Here is a 14,952-nt window from a genome sequence, read left to right as displayed (position 1 = left end):
CCTCGCCTGAGCTGATGATTATCCCTGTTACGGGGCGATGCGCACAACAAAACAGCCAGCGCCTCAAAGGCGCTGGCTGTTGTCCCGATACTGTCCGGGCGTTATCCCCTCCTGCTTGCGGAAGGAACGGATAAAATTTTGCGAATTGGTGTAACGCAGCCGGGCGGCGATCTCCTTGACCGGCATGTCCGTATCGAGCAGCCACTTCTTGGCGATCGCGAATCGGTAGTTGCTCAGATACTCGCTGAACGAGACACCCGTTTCCTTGCGGAAGACGCTGCTCAGGTAGTTGGCATTGTAGTGCAGCTGCGCCGCGCATTGCTCCAGCGTCAGATCAGTATCGTAATGACCGTGGATGAGGGCGATGATCTGCTCGGAGATGTTGTGATACTGCTCCTCCTGGCGGTCGCGGAAGATCGCGATGAGCGGCAGCACGACCGCCTCGCGGAACCACTCCTCGATCTCTCCCGCCGTCTGACGGCGTCTCAGCTCGGCATAGAGCGAGCCGGACGCTTGCAGCTGATGCATCGCGATGCCGGACTCCTGCATCATCGTCAGCAGATTGTTGAGCAGCCGGTTGAGCGGCACCTCGTACTCCTGGGGCGACATCTCCGCCTGGAAGATCGCCCCCATGAGGCGTCCGAGCAGTTCGTCCGCCCGCTCCGGCTCCGCCAGCTTGATCGCGTCCAGCAGCTCCGCCTCGCGCTGACGCGGATAATCGGTCTGCAGATGATGTCGGCCCGAGTTGACGTCGCTGTACTGGATGATGACGCCGCCGCCCAGCTTGATCCGCTGCCGCAGCGCGTCCAGCCCCTCCCGATAAGCGCTGTGCAGTCCGGTCAGCTCCGTGAACGGCAGGCTGATGCCGATGCTCACCTGCAGGCCGAGATACGACTCGATCCGCTGCTGCAGCCGCTCCGTCAGAGCGTAGAGGAACGTCGCGAACAGCTCGGGCTCGCGCTCGGTATGGCCGATCATCGCCACCGCCGTCATGTCGATGACGACCGGGGCGGCCAGATGCTTCGGGGGCACGCTCTCGCCAAGGATGTTGTCCATCGCATACAGCAGCAGCTCCACATCGTCCTTGTCGTAGCGAGTCTGCTCCAGCGAGTCGATCTGCAGCGTGATGACAGCCGCCGTCTGCCAGGCGTCGAGCTGCTCGGCGTAGCCGTACTGCCGCAGCCGCTGCTCGAGCGTCGAGCGTTTGACCTGTCCCTGATACGCCTTGATCAGATAGAGCGTACGCACCTGCGGGAGCTGCTGCCGCACCTGCTGCTCGAGCGCCGTCTTGGAGCTGAACAGCTCGCGCACATGCTCGCTGATGTATTGCAGCTCGTCGACGCCCTCGCCGCGTCCGCCCGGCGCGATCTGCGTCAGCAGCTTGCCGATCGGCGAATACATGCGGCGCGAGCCGGCCCAGGCGGTCGCCAACGACAGCAGCAGCAAGCCCAGACAGATGTAGAGCGTGTACCGGCCGATCTTGCCCGCTTCCTGCGTGATGCTGTCGATCGAGACGACGGAGATGTAGTACCAGCCGTTCAGCCCCGAGCGGTAGTAGCTCATCGTATAAGCGCGTCCATCCACCTCCAGACCGAGCTGGTCGCCGGAGGCCGCTGCCTCCAGGTGCGACTCGGTGACGGAGCCGCTCTCGGCGACCGGTCGACCGATCAGCGAGGGGTCCGGGTGCAGGAGCAGGCGCATCTGGTCGTCGACGATCATCAGCTGCGAACCCCCCTCCTCCAGCTCCACCTGGATGACCTCCTGCAGCGCGCATGCGGGGATATTGGCCGCGACGAAGCCGGCCTTCTCCAGCGAGTTGGGCGGCAGCTTTTTGACCAGCGAGATATTGTACGGACACGCCGGCCGCACCGACAGCCCTTCGCCGTGGAACCATTCGCTCGGGTTCAGCACCCACGAGGTGCTGTCAGGGATCCGCATCATGCTCATCAGTTCCTGATCGTACGGATAGTCGTCGAGCGCGTAGCGGCCGGAGTTTTTGACGATCCAGTTGCGCTCCGCATTGACGAGGATGACGTCTTGCACCTTCGTATCGAACGCTTGCAGATTGCCCAGCTCATTGCGCAGCTCGTTGTAGGTGACGAACGACTCGACGTCCAACGGGTCTGTAATCGCTTTCTTGACAACCGTCGAGCTAACCAGCTGATTGAGCGTATGGTTGACCGTCGAGAGGATCTGCTCCACATTGGCGTTGGTCTGCCGCAGCAGCTGCATCTTGGAGCGGACGACATGCTTTTCGATCTCGTGGGTCGAGGTGACGTATGAGATGACGCCGATGAACAGCACCGGCAGCGCGCTCAGGAGGAAGCCGAACAGGGTCAGTCGGGCGAGGAAGCTCAGATGCCGCATAGGAACCGTTCACCCTCTCCAAAAAAATCCAATAATTTGGTAATTCAGATTGATGCATGTCCGCTCTGGATGTTACACTAATCATACACATTCTTGCTTCAATGTAAAGATTACGGGGGGCTAAACGGGATGCGCAAGTCTTGGGACCGACTGTTGTTAAAACGCTTACACCGCTCTGCCGTTCTGCTGCGCGCCCTGGCGATCCTGCTCGTCCTCGCCCTGACTGCCTGCACCGGCGCAGCCGCGCCGCCAGCGACGCCCGCACCGGCCAAGGCGCCGCTCAGCATCATGCTGCCGCTGCATCTCATCCAACCGCCCAGCCCGGAGCTGGTGGAGGAGCTGGAGCGACTGACGGCGACGGAGCTGGATCTGCATTGGGTGCCCAATGAAATCTACAATGACAAGCTCAGCCTGGCGATCGCCAGCGCCTCCTTCATGAAGGCGACCTACGTCAACTCCCTGGAATATCAGTATATGAAAAATGCCATCCGGCTCGGCATGTTCTGGGAGATCGGTCCCTACCTGTGGGACTTCCCCAACCTGCGCAAGCTCAGCTCCCTCGTCTTCGAGGAATCGGCCGTCGATGACAAGATCTACGGCCTCTACGCCGAACGCCCCGAGTCCAGGCAAGGCATCCTGCTCCGCAAGGACTGGCTCGATCGACTCGGGCTGGAGCCGCCAGGCACGCTCGAAGAGCTGTATGAGGTGCTGCGCGCCTTCACCCGCGACGACCCCGACGGCAACGGCGTGCACGACACGATCGGCCTCACCGATCGCAACGATCTCGTCTATGGCGCCTTCAAGACGCTCAGCTCCTACTTCGGCGCGCCGAACAACTGGGGGCTTGTCCATGACCAGATCGTCCCGGAGTTCGAGACGGCGGCGTACATGGAGACGATGCAATTCATGAAGCGACTGTACGACGAGGGACTGGTCAATCGCGACTTCGCCGTCACCAGCAAGCAGAATCAGCGAGCGATGTTGGTCCAGGGACAAGCCGGCGTCTACATCGGCAGCATGGCCGACGCCCAGCGGCTGGCCGACGCGGCCCAGGAGCTCGATCCTGAGGCGGAGTTCACCCTCGTCAACCGTATCCTCGGACCGGCCGGCTACCGCGTCTGGGCGATGCCCGGTTACGGCGGGATGTTCCTCTTCTCCAAGAGCGCGATCCAGACCAAGGAGGAGCTGCTCGATATCCTTGGCTTCTTCGACCGCAGCATGGACGCCGATGTCAGCAATCTGATGCGCTACGGATTCGAGGGGCGGCATCACGTCATCGAGGACGGCAAGGTCAGCCTGACGCCGGAGACCGAGGCGCTGCGGATCCAGGAGGTCAATGCGATCCATACGCTGATGATCGGCGAGCGCACCAATGTCAATCTGCTGCCGATCGCACAATATCGACCGCTGACCGAGCTCGCCGAGCGGCTTATCAAGGATAATACCCGGTTCACCGTGCGCGACGCGACGCTTAATCTGGCGTCCCCCAGCGATGACGAGATCGGACTCGAGCTGAAGAGCATCGTCACAGAGGCGACCTATCATTATATCCTCGGCAATCTGGACGACGACGGCTTCCGACAGGAGGTCGAGCGCTGGAAGGCAAATGGCGGCGCGCAGATCATCGAGGAGTACAACGCTTCGTACGGACGCTTCCGGGGCAGTCAGTAAGCGCTGAGCCTGTGTAAGGACGTGTGGCCGAGATTGCTGGTATAATGAAGGCATCGACCAATGTACGGGAGGTACCGGAAATGTATGTATTACCAGCAGGGAGACTGCCGGCGGCGCTCTATGCCATCGCAGACGTCGACTCGCCTCTGGCGCTGCCGCAGCAGCCCTTGGAGCTCTCGAGCGGGGATTGCTCCAGCGTGCTGATCGTGCTGGGGGGACGCGGCAGACTGGAGCACAGCGGCGTCTCCACCATACTCGAAACAGGCATGACCGCCGAATTTGGTCCAGATGCCCGTTTCCAACTGACCTGCACACACGATGAGGAGCTGCGTCTATGCCACATCTATTATCAGACTCTGCTGGTGCCAGGCCGAGCGGAGCCAGTCGTCCAAGGCCATCCCACGAGGATGCGGATCAGCACAGGCGCCGAATCGCTGCAAGCTCTTGCGAGGGAGCTGCTCGCCTTGAAGTTGCGCAGACAGCTGTACGAGCCGCTCGGCGGTACGCGAGTGCTCTACGAGCTGCTTCATCAGCTGGCCGATTGCCATCGGAGAGCTGATGAAGCGATGCAGGCCGATGCAGCACAGCGGGTACGAGCTTATCTGGAGCGTCATTATGCATCCAGAGTGGACAAGCACCGCTTGGCCGTTGTTGCAGGTCGCAGTCGCAAGGCGCTGCCGGGGTTGTTCCGCCAAGCCTTCGGTCAGAGCATCAACGAATATACCAATCGCCTGCGCATCCGCAGAGCCCAGGAGCTATTGCTCATGCCGGGACGCAGGCTCAGCGAGATCGCCCAAGAGGTAGGCTACAAGGATGAGTTTTACCTTAGCAAAAAATTCAAGCAGGCCACAGGCCTCGCGCCTAGCGTCTTTACTCGTCAAGCCAAAAGCTTCGCTTCGCTTGATCATGCCTACACGCTGGACCTGGTCTCGCTGGGCATAGCGCCCAAGGTAGCGATGGCCGACGCCTGGCTCGCGCGAAGCTATCCTCAATTGCTCCAGCAGGACGGGTGCAGAGCCATCGATTGGAGCTGGCCGAGAAGCGCCCGCTATGACCTGCTGCAGCAAGCTGCGCCCGACGCGATCCTGTATGCCGAGCAGGAAGGAGACGATCTCGACCGACTGAGACGGATCGCGCCTGTCGTGCAGATTCCGTGGCAAGGCGTCGGCTGGCGCGAGCATTTCCGCATCGTCTCCGAGCTGACAGGCCGCCTGCCCCAAGCCGAGGCCTGGCTTGCACGCTTCGACGAGCGGGCAGAGGAGGCGCGAGAGCAGTTGAAGCGATGGCCATCGGCGAAGGCGACGATCGGCATCCTGAATATTCGTACCGGACTCCGCATCCTCTACCACTCAGGCTATATGGGGGCCGATCTGCTCTACCATACGCTTGGGATGCTGCCTCCCGACGCTGCCAACCATGGGCAAGACGATGGGGAGTGGCGGGAGGTGTCGCTGCCGGAGCTGACGCTACTCGATCCGACCTATCTCATCGTCGCGATCGAGGCCAGTGCTTCCGGGCGGCAGCTCGCTCGACGGACGATGGAGGATCCGCTCTGGTCAGCTCTCTCCTCCGTGAAGCAAGGACGCGCCTACCCGGTCGATATGAACAAGTGGTACGGCTATGGCCCGGCTGCGATCGAGGCTCAGTTGGGGGAGCTGATGGAGCTGCTCCGTCTTGACGCGGACATGGACGGATCCGGTCACAAAAAAACAAGCCGCCCCTTCCCTTTTTGACATGGACACCTTATACCTTCGCTGCTATATTGATGATGATAATCATTATCGATATTATCGAGGAAGGATGACATCATGGTTCGTACATCATACGGCTATTGGCTAGGAGCAGCCTGCATCGCTCTGATGCTGCTGATCAGCGCCTGCGGGGCTGACCAGACAGCAGAGCCAGCCAACACGGAGCAGACCGAACAGGGGGTCAATGCAACAACGGATAACGAGCAGGAGGGGGCCTCAGGCGCGGAAACGAAGGAAACGACCCGCAGCTATGCCCATGTCTCAGGGGAAAGCGAGATCCCGGTCAGACCGCAGCGCGTCGTCTCGGACTGGTATTACGGCGAGCTCGTGGCGCTTGGGGTCAAGCCGATCGGCCTTACCAGCTATGTACTAACCAATCATCCCTACATCCAGCAGGAAGGCACGGAGGATATCGGCGCCACGCCTAATCTGGAGAAGGTGCTGGAGCTGCAGCCGGATCTGATCCTCCTCTACGGAGACAACGAGAACTACGAGCAATTTGACAAGATCGCCCCTACGGTCGGTCTCGAGCTGCAGCCAGATCCGTTTAATACGATGAAGGTATTCGGCGATCTGCTCGGACGGGAGCAGGAGGCTGAGGCATGGATAGCCAACTTTGAGGCCAAGACCGAAGCGGCCCGCGCCCGACTTGCAGATCGGATCGGCCCAGATGAGACATTCACCGTCTTTACCGTCTGGCGCAAGGAGCTGCGGGTATACGGCGACATCAACATGGGCGGATACGTCTTGTACAAGGCGCTAGGCTTGACGCCGCAGGCACGCGTCCTGAGCGATATTATTAATGGCGAAGCCATCAACGCAGGCACCGTTATTTCGATGGAGGAGCTGCCCTCCTTTGCTGGCGACCATATCATCCTGACGACCTTCGATGGCGACGAGTTGGCTGCCGATCTGAAGCAAAGCGGGCTGTGGCAGGGACTGGATGCCGTCAAAAACGGCAACGTGTACGAAGTCGACTTTGACGTGCTCTATAATGAAGACCCTGTGGCGATGGAGCATCAGCTCGATTTCCTGACAGAGCTCTTGGCAAACCCAGCAGACGCCGAGACCACGCCATAAGCGCAAAAGGTCTTGATCATCCTATAATGACATCTGGCACAGGCTCGTCCGAGTATTCGGGCAAGCCTGTGTTGTTTTTTTCCTTACAGCAACAGTCGAAATTATGCTATAGTAGGGAACATAAGTTCGATGAAGAAAGAAGCGTGATCCCTATGAATGCCGTCATCGACAGTCTGACCGCCGCACCCGTCATCGCCTATGCGCTCGGCGGGCTGTTCGCCTTGCTCGCCCTATGGCTGGCGGTACGCCTGCTGCGAAGAGCGTTGGCAAGGCGTCGCCTGAGACGTCTGGACCCCTATCAGATCAAGATACAGGATATCGATACGATGGAGGGAGCGGACTTCGAACGGTACCTGCATCGGTTCTTGACGGAGCTGGGGTACGAGGAGGTCATGCGGACGCAGGAGAGCAAGGACTTCGGCGCGGATCTCGTCTTCCGCTGCCGCGAGGGCTATCGTCATGTGCTCCAAGCCAAGCGCTACCAGCCGAGCGCGCGGGTCGGACTCTCTGCCGTGCAGGAGATCTATGCGTCGATGCGCTACTACGAGGCGGATCGGGCGATCGTCCTCGCCTCTGCCCCGTATACCGCTGCCTGCGTCACCCTGGCGGGCGTCAACGGCGTCAAGCTGCTAGACCGCCGCGACCTGATCGAGCTGATCGACGACCTGCAATCAGGCGACCACGAGGCCGCGATGGACCGGATCGAGAGCGAGCCGGACTGGATCGACTCGCCCTGGAGCGGCAGCGCCAGCCGTACATGACCATGACCGCCGCTCGCCGGCTCGATTCGTACCTATTCGCACCTCTGAGGGAGTTGTGCGAGCTCCAGATAACACGATGCGTTACTAAGTAATACCCGGGATCACCGAACATCACAAACAGGCCATCATCGATGGCCTGCCCTAATCGTATCCCTTGTCTACCTCACGCCAGCCAACGTTCCACCCGCTCTCAGCACGCCAATGCGTCCTTTCGAAAAAGCCGATGCGTGTGCCTGGAACGCCGACCTCTAGCCGTCGTCACAGACGCCGACCTCCTGCCCAGGCTAATCGAGCGCTGCGGCCGCTTGCCGCATCAGCGTGTGGAGCTTGCGAGTCGTGTTCACATTGCGTATCGTCATCTGGCTGTAGAGCTTCGTCCCGACCAGCTTGGTCAGCGAGCCGCGCGTCGCATCCTTCCTGCTGATCGCATAGAGGATCGCGCCCTTGACGTAGCGGACATCCTCGAACTCCGGCTTCCATGTGATCTGCTCGAGCGTCGAGGCATCGTCGATCTCGTCCCAGAGGAACAGCACCTCGCTCTTCATCGCTTCATCGTTGGTCCAGCTCGACGGCAGCTCCTGCAGCAGTCCCTCGAAGTCCTCCAGACTGCGGATCAGCACGCGGATGCGCAGACCAAAGGCCGATGCGATCGCCTCCTCCAGCAAGACGGATAGCGCCTGTGCCGTACGACTGCGGTCGACAAACACGATATTGCCCGAGTTGATGTAGGTGACGACCTGCTCCATGCCCGCTTCCTGGAATACCTGCTTCAGCCGCTTCATCTCGATCTTGTTGTTGCCTCCGACATTGATGCCCCTCAATAGCGCTACATAGACCATTCTGACCCTCCTGTTACCCGCAGCCACGCCGCATGATTAGGATCAGTGTATCATATGGAGCGGCCAGGCTCTAGGACGACGGCAGCATAGCTTTGGAGATATCCTCGATCACCTGCAGATTGGCCATATAAGCTTGATCCGCCATCAGATATCGAAATCCGAGCGCTCGCGACTGCGCTCTGCCCCGACATCGGTCTGCAACACCCGGCTGAGGATCAATTGCTCGAAATGGGCAAAGCCGCTGTCCTTGACCCGGGGCCGGGCCAGCGTGATCGGGATGTCTAGCGCAATCCGTCCAGCCTCGATCAGGATGACGCGATCCGCCAGCGCCACAGCCTCGCTGACATCGTGTGTGACCAGCACCGCCGTGAAGCCGCGCGAGGTCCAGAGCGACTCGATCAGCTGCTGCATCTCGATGCGCGTCAGCGCATCGAGCGCTCCGAGCGGCTCGTCGAACAACAGCAGATGCGGCTGACCGACGAGCGCCCGGGCCAACGCCACCCGCTGGCGCTGGCCGCCCGATAGCACCGACGGCCAGTCCCCGGCGCGATCGGCCAAGCCTACCAGCTCCAGTGCCGCCTGGGCTCGCCGATCGGCCTCAGTCGACGGTACGCCGGCGAGGCCGATCTTCACATTGTCGATCACCGTCTGCCAGGGCAGCAAGCGCGCGTCCTGGAACATAAAGCGCGTATCGGCGTCGATGTCCCGCACGGGCTCGCCCGCCCGCGTCAGCTCGCCCTCGCTCGCCGCATCGAGTCCGGACAACAGCCGCAGCAGCGTGCTCTTGCCGCAGCCGCTGCGCCCGACGATGGCGACGAAGGCGCCGGGCTCGATATCCAGCGACAGCTCGCTCAGCACGCGCTTGTCGCCGAACCGCTTGCCCACGTCTCGCAGCCGCAGCGCCACGCCGCCCGATACTGCCGGAGCGCTCACCAGGGGTTTGGTTTGAGACGATGGCTGCCTTTTAGGCCAGCCGTCCTTCATCGTCAGATCGGCGGCAACCTCCTGCCGCTCGAGACGTTCGGGAGCCACGCGATATTCCGGCGTCAGGCTTTCGGCGGCGACGCCGGTTTTGCGAAATGCGGATGCCATCTCAGCCATCTCCTCTCCAGCCACTTGGCCATCATATCGGACAGCTTGCCTAGCAGGGCGTAGATCAGGATCGCGAACACGACGACGTCAAGCTGGAAAAACTCGCGCGCATTCATCGCCATATAGCCGATGCCCCGATCGGCGGCAATCGTCTCGGAGACGATCAGCGTCAACCACATGATGCCGAGCGCGAACCGCAGACCGACCAGGATCGACGGCATCGCACCCGGCAGGATCACCCTGCGATAGAGCTGCCATCGACTCAGGCCATATACGCGTCCCATCTCGATGAGACCGGGATCGACCGAACGAATGCCGTGCAGCGTGTTCAGATAGATCGGGAACATGACGCCCAGCGCGACCAGGAAGATCTTGGCCGTCTCGCCGATCCCGAACCAGACGATGACGAGCGGAATCATCGCCAGATGCGGGATATTGCGCAGCATCTGGAGCGTCGAGTCGGTCAGCTTATCCGCCACGCCGAGCACACCGTTCAGCAGCCCGAGGACGAAGCCGATGCCTCCACCGATCAGCATCCCCGTCGCCGCACGCATCGTACTGACGCCGATGGCCTCCAGCAGCGTGCCGTCGAGCGTCAGCCGGACGCCAGCCCGCACCACATCGAGCAGCGAGGGCAACGTGCGGGTCGAGACCAGGCCTGTGCTCGTCGACACTTGCCATATGGCGAGGATCAGCAGCGGGATTAGGAAGGGCAGCATAGCCTCGTACAATCGCAACCCTCTATTCATCTGCCTCGCCCCCCGTCAGTGCGCCGAAGCCCGCGGAGCGGGCCTGACCGTATTGGCGATGATCTCGCCGAACGGGCTGATCGAGGAAGGTCCCGGGAGCGCGTCGCGCTGCAGCTCCAATAACGGGAACAACAGCTCCGCTACCCGGTAGGCTTCCTCCAGATGCGGATAACCGGAGAAGATAAACGTCTCGATCCCAAGCGCTTCATATTCCCGCATCCGCTCTGCTACGATCTCGGGGCTGCCCACGAGCGCCGTCCCTGCGCCGCCCCGCACCAGTCCGATACCGGCCCATAGATTGGGACTGATCTCCAGTTGGTCGCGGCTGCCGCCATGCAGCCGCGCCATCCGCTGCTGACCTACCGAGTCGAACCGGGCAAAGATGCGCTGCGCCTCGGCGATCGTCTCCTCGTCCACATGCTCGATCAGCTTGGCGGCAGCCTGCCAGGCCTCCTCCTCTGTCTCGCGCACGATCACGTGCAGGCGGATGCCGAAGCGCAGCTGGCGGCCCTGTGCCCCAGCCTGCTCGCGCAGGGCGGCGATCTTCTCCGCCACAGCCGCTGGCGGCTCGCCCCAGGTCAGATACACATCGACATGCTCGGCCGCGACCTGCTGAGCCGCCGGGGACGACCCGCCGAACCAGAGCGGCGGGTAGGGCTGCTGGATCGACGGATATAGCACATGGCCGCCCTGGATCCGCAGATGCTCGCCCTCGAAATCTACTCGCTCGCCCGACAGCTCTCTGCGCCAGACGGAGAGGAACTCGCTCGTCAGCCGGTAGCGGTCAGTGTGGCTCAGGAACAGCCCGTCACCCGCCAGCTCCACCGGATCGCCGCCGGCGACGACGTTGATGAGCAGCCGCCCGCCCGAGAGGCGATCCAGCGTCGCTGCCATACGAGCCGCCAGTGTCGGCGACATGAGCCCGGGCCGCACAGCGACGAGGAAATTCAGCCGCTTGGTGACAGGCACCAGCGAAGAGGCCACGATCCATGGGTCCTCGCAGGAGGTGCCCGTCGGGATCAGCACGCCCTCGTAGCCGAGTCGGTCGGCCGCTGCCGCGATCTGCTGCATGTACTCCGCATCCACGGCGCGCGCGCCTTGGCTCGTGCCGAGGTAGCGTCCGTCTCCATGCGTCGGGATAAACCAGAATACCTTCATGCTACTCACCCTCGCTTATCGTAATATGGGGCAGCCGCCAGGAAGGCTGCCGTCACTTCAGTATCGCTTCGCGTATATCGATCGCTTGCGGGATCAGCCCCAGCTCGTGGAATGTGTCGGCGATCGACTGCTGCGCCGCGACGAGCTCCTCGGTGATCGGCGTCACCCCGTACGTTCGACGTTCGGCGGCCAGCACAAGCGATGCCACATCGATCCCCAGCTGCGGCGACAGCAGCTCAGCCAGCTCCTGCGTATTGTCCTGGGACCAGGTATCGATCCGATCCGCTTCCTCGAGCAGGATCTCGACCAGATCGGGGTGCTGCTCGGCGAAGGCACGCGTCGCCAGATAGAACTCATGGTTGGCGACAACGCCGGTGCCGTCGGCAATGACACGGCCCTCCGTCGAGGTCTCTGCCGCCGCCAGGAACGGGTCCCAGATAACCCAGGCATCGACGCTGCCGCGCTCGAACGCAGCGCGCGCATCTGCTGGAGGCAAAAATTTCACCTCGACATCCTCGTAAGCGACATCGGCTTTCTCCAGCTGTTTCACGAGCAGATAGTGGACATTGGAGCCCTTGTTCAGCACGACCGTCTTGCCCTTAAGATCCGCCACGCTCTGGATATTCGAGTCCTTGGGGACGATGATCCCCTCGCTGCGGGGACTCTCCGGCTCATGGGCGAGGTAGACAAGCGGCGCGCCTGCAGCCTGGGCGAAGATGGGCGGCGCTTCTCCCGTATGGCCGATGTCCAGACTGCCCACATTCAGCGCCTCCAGCAGCTGCGGACCGCCGGGGAATTCGATCCATTCGACGGTAATGTTGCGTTCGTCCTTCAGACGTTTGTCGAGCCCGCCGTCGGCCTTCAGGATGTTGATGGTGCCGTACTTCTGATAGCCGATGCGGATCGTCAGATCGCGCGACTCCCCGCTCGCTTCCTCTGCCGCAGCAGTCTGGCTGTCGGTGCCGCCTCCATTGCCCTTGTTGGCGCCAGCGCCGCTGCTTCCAGCTTCGCCATTGCCTGCTCCGTTGCCACAGGCGGCCAGCGCCAGGAGCGCCACGACCAACGCCGCCGCGAGGACGCCGCCGCGTACATGTCTTCGCAAGGTTACCTTCATCTCTCTCGCCCCTCTCCCATAACCGAGCCCTTGCGACTGCGGCGCGGTGTCGCCTTGAGAGCCTGCGCGCCGCAGTCCCCCCAATTGCAAAAGGCCTCCCGAACAGCAGCGCGCAGCTGCCATTGAGGAGACCTCCGGTGGACCGGTACAGTCATTAATTTAATTAATCCAATGTGTTAACTAGGAATAAGAAGATGTTACCATTTCCCAGTCCATACCGTCAAGCAGAAAATAGGAACGCCTACAAATAATGGGCTGGATGTGCGCTTGGCCGTGCAGTGCTGATGGGCGCGGATGTGCGCTTGATAGGCGCTTGGCCGTGCTCATCACCGTCGCACATCACGATGCGCTTGACGGCATACATGACTGTGGCCACCGCTTTCGGAACTAGTAGATTGCTCCCTAATAGAAATACATGCACTCATGTTCTTGAACCGTGTCAACTTTTCATTCTAACTGCAAAAGTACCTTTATTTGCGGCGAAACGAGGTGAAAACAAGTAAACAAATGCAAATGTGCACTTAAATCAGGCCGGATTCGCCTAACTGCAGCCTTTTCTCAAAAACAACTGCACTTTTGCATTAAAATCCCGATTTCACGCGCTTTGGAGCATAAATAGAGGTATTATTGCAGTTAAGCAATGCCAGCCACCGCATGAGAATCGCTCCTACGCAGACCATGCGCGAATCGAGAATGGAGCGCTCCTCGCCTTAATAGAAGATGCGAAACCGTGAAACACCCATAGCAACGGTATTTCCGGATCGCGCTACCAGCCTTACGTGATCGCTCAAACGCCGTCGATGAACCCTGCCTCCCTCAGCAGCCGATACAGCATCACCACGCTCTCGGCTCGAGTAGCCGGAGATTGCGGCCCGATAGCCGTCTCCGTCACGCCCTGCATCAGGCCGTGGCCGAGTGCCGCGGCGACAGCCTCGCGAGCCCAAGCCGCGACGTCTGCCGCATCGCCGAAGCGCTCGAGCGCCGCATTGTCGGCCTTCACAGTCGCACCGGTATAGGCCAGCGCTCGCATGAGCAGCACCGCCATCTGCTCGCGGGTGATCGTCTGTGCCGGTCGGAAGGTGCCGTCCTCGAAGCCGCTCACTAAGCCAGCCTCGACCGCAGCCCGCACTGCGTCCGCATACCACGCCGTTGCTCCAACATCGCGGTAGCCCGCGACCTGCCCGCTTGGCGAGCTGGCCGCGTCCTCCCCAGATGGCCGATCGGATGTGGGCGGCGATTCGGCCGCTGCCGACAGGCCCAGCGCCCGCACGAGCAGTACCGCGAACTCGGCGCGCGTCACAGCGGCCCCCGGCGCGAATCGGTCCGGAGCGACACCCTGGACGATCAGCTTGCTCGCCATCTGCTCGATCTCGACTTGCCCCCAATGGCCCTCCAGATCCGGGAAGGTCCGCTCATAGCGAATCACGCCATATACGCCATGGTCCGTCGACTTGATCCAGAGCTCCGAGCCTGCTGACGTATGAGGGGCAAAATGAGGCTGCCCGCTGTCATCCATCCGCACCGCGCTCGCCCCTGTCGGAGCTTCCCCACCGATCAGACGGACCGAGCGCTCGACGTAGACGCCGCCCAAGTCGCCAAAGGGCCGTCCGTCCACCTCCAGCCGAAAGTCGACCGGCGCAGCAACCGCCGGCTCCATACCGGCAGCGCGCAAACCCGCCTGCCAGGCTGCGGTATACGATGCATCCATCTCCGCCATAGTCAGCACAACCTCGGCGCTGGCAGACGTCTCCCGGAGCACTGCAAGCGGCAGTCGGTACGCGCCGAAAGGCGTCTGGAGCTCCAGATTGCCGGATGCACCGACTTGAATCGCCGCCTGCACACCCTTGCCGGAGATCGCGACGCGGACGACCGGCTCATCGCCATCGACGCTCAGCGTCACGCGGCCCGACGGACCGGCCTCGGCGAAGGCGCGGGCCAGCGCCTCGTCGCGGACGACGACCCGCTGCGCCGACCTTCCGTCCGGCTCGGTCCCGACGCTAATCTCCAGATCGCGCCCGGCATCCAGCTCGACTGCTGGCCCAGGCGACGCCGGGACGGGCGAGCCCTCAGCCTCTCCTCCTGTCCCAGACGGCTGCTGCCCAGCGCCTCCCTGGCCGCTGTTACCGCTGCCGGAGCTGCCTGGACCTTGGCTGCCGTTGCCAGGGCCGCCATGGCCCGGGGTGTCTGAGCCGCCCCCAAGGCCGCCGCCATTTCCGCCACCCGGGCTGCCGCTGTTACCTCCACCCGGAGTACCGCTGCCTCCCCCCGGGTTGCCGCTGTCTCCACCACCCGAGCTGCCGCTGTCTCCACCGCCCGGATTGCCGTTACCGCCACCTGGGCTTCCGCCGTCTCCACCACCCGGGCTACTGC

The 14,952-nt window shown here is 62.0% G+C and carries 11 protein-coding genes; 4 read left to right on the top strand and 7 right to left on the bottom strand.

From position 1 onward, the window contains the following. Positions 1–63 precede the first annotated feature (63 nt). On the bottom strand, positions 64–2,367 hold the full coding sequence (locus PA598K_RS25365; protein WP_128659640.1) for a helix-turn-helix domain-containing protein: 2,304 nt from the start codon (positions 2,365–2,367) through the stop codon (positions 64–66). Between the two features lie 129 nt (positions 2,368–2,496). Here PA598K_RS25365 and PA598K_RS25360 point away from each other — a divergent pair, with 129 nt between their 5' ends. From PA598K_RS25360 to PA598K_RS25345, 4 genes are all read left to right on the top strand, one after another. After that, positions 2,497–4,038: an extracellular solute-binding protein gene (locus PA598K_RS25360; protein WP_128659639.1), complete on the top strand. Its 1,542-nt coding sequence runs from the start codon at positions 2,497–2,499 to the stop codon at positions 4,036–4,038. Positions 4,039–4,118: 80 nt separating this feature from the next. After that, positions 4,119–5,771 (top strand): AraC family transcriptional regulator, encoded by a 1,653-nt coding sequence (locus PA598K_RS25355; protein WP_185602220.1) that lies wholly within the window; start codon positions 4,119–4,121, stop codon positions 5,769–5,771. A 75-nt stretch (positions 5,772–5,846) separates the two neighbouring features. Next, the gene (locus tag PA598K_RS25350; protein ID WP_128659637.1) at positions 5,847–6,869 is read left to right on the top strand and encodes an ABC transporter substrate-binding protein; all 1,023 of its coding nucleotides are present in this window, start codon (positions 5,847–5,849) and stop codon (positions 6,867–6,869) included. Between the two features lie 152 nt (positions 6,870–7,021). Next, the gene (locus PA598K_RS25345; RefSeq protein ID WP_128659636.1) at positions 7,022–7,630 is read left to right on the top strand and encodes a restriction endonuclease; all 609 of its coding nucleotides are present in this window, start codon (positions 7,022–7,024) and stop codon (positions 7,628–7,630) included. Between the two features lie 284 nt (positions 7,631–7,914). Here PA598K_RS25345 and PA598K_RS25340 read toward each other — a convergent pair whose 3' ends face one another. The 6 genes from PA598K_RS25340 to PA598K_RS25315 form a co-directional block, all read right to left on the bottom strand. Further along, the gene (locus tag PA598K_RS25340; RefSeq protein WP_128659635.1) at positions 7,915–8,469 is read right to left on the bottom strand and encodes a DUF1697 domain-containing protein; all 555 of its coding nucleotides are present in this window, start codon (positions 8,467–8,469) and stop codon (positions 7,915–7,917) included. A gap of 144 nt (positions 8,470–8,613) precedes the next feature. Continuing rightward, positions 8,614–9,561, bottom strand: coding sequence for an ATP-binding cassette domain-containing protein (locus PA598K_RS25335; protein ID WP_260405606.1), 948 nt, complete (start codon positions 9,559–9,561; stop codon positions 8,614–8,616). Continuing rightward, positions 9,516–10,310 carry an ABC transporter permease subunit gene (locus PA598K_RS25330; protein WP_128659634.1) on the bottom strand — a complete coding sequence of 265 codons (795 nt, stop codon included), beginning with the start codon at positions 10,308–10,310 and terminating at the stop codon, positions 9,516–9,518. The genes PA598K_RS25335 and PA598K_RS25330 overlap by 46 nt, the downstream gene beginning before the upstream one ends. Positions 10,311–10,325: 15 nt before the next feature. Beyond that, positions 10,326–11,468, bottom strand: coding sequence for an FMNH2-dependent alkanesulfonate monooxygenase (gene ssuD, locus PA598K_RS25325; protein WP_128659633.1), 1,143 nt, complete (start codon positions 11,466–11,468; stop codon positions 10,326–10,328). A gap of 52 nt (positions 11,469–11,520) precedes the next feature. Next, a complete protein-coding gene (locus tag PA598K_RS25320; RefSeq protein ID WP_128659690.1) occupies positions 11,521–12,582 on the bottom strand; it encodes a sulfonate ABC transporter substrate-binding protein in 1,062 nt (353 codons plus the stop codon). Positions 12,583–13,369: 787 nt separating this feature from the next. Then, on the bottom strand, positions 13,370–14,952 hold a 1,583-nt coding region (locus tag PA598K_RS25315; RefSeq protein WP_185602219.1), incomplete at its 5' end, for an S-layer homology domain-containing protein.

Source organism: Paenibacillus sp. 598K (assembly GCF_003851045.1).
Classification (GTDB): Bacteria; Bacillota; Bacilli; order Paenibacillales; family Paenibacillaceae; genus Paenibacillus_D.
Note: the sequence above shows the minus strand (reverse complement) of the source record. Positions and strands in the feature narration are given on the sequence as shown.

Coding starts and splice junctions, on each gene's coding strand:
- PA598K_RS25360 (WP_128659639.1), top strand. CDS start 2,497: ATGCGCAAGTCTTGGGACCGACTGTTGTTAAAACGCTTACACCGCTCT.
- PA598K_RS25320 (WP_128659690.1), bottom strand. CDS start 12,582: ATGAAGGTAACCTTGCGAAGACATGTACGCGGCGGCGTCCTCGCGGCG.
- PA598K_RS25350 (WP_128659637.1), top strand. CDS start 5,847: ATGGTTCGTACATCATACGGCTATTGGCTAGGAGCAGCCTGCATCGCT.
- PA598K_RS25355 (WP_185602220.1), top strand. CDS start 4,119: ATGTATGTATTACCAGCAGGGAGACTGCCGGCGGCGCTCTATGCCATC.
- ssuD (WP_128659633.1), bottom strand. CDS start 11,468: ATGAAGGTATTCTGGTTTATCCCGACGCATGGAGACGGACGCTACCTC.
- PA598K_RS25340 (WP_128659635.1), bottom strand. CDS start 8,469: ATGGTCTATGTAGCGCTATTGAGGGGCATCAATGTCGGAGGCAACAAC.
- PA598K_RS25365 (WP_128659640.1), bottom strand. CDS start 2,367: ATGCGGCATCTGAGCTTCCTCGCCCGACTGACCCTGTTCGGCTTCCTC.
- PA598K_RS25330 (WP_128659634.1), bottom strand. CDS start 10,310: ATGAATAGAGGGTTGCGATTGTACGAGGCTATGCTGCCCTTCCTAATC.
- PA598K_RS25345 (WP_128659636.1), top strand. CDS start 7,022: ATGAATGCCGTCATCGACAGTCTGACCGCCGCACCCGTCATCGCCTAT.
- PA598K_RS25335 (WP_260405606.1), bottom strand. CDS start 9,561: ATGGCATCCGCATTTCGCAAAACCGGCGTCGCCGCCGAAAGCCTGACG.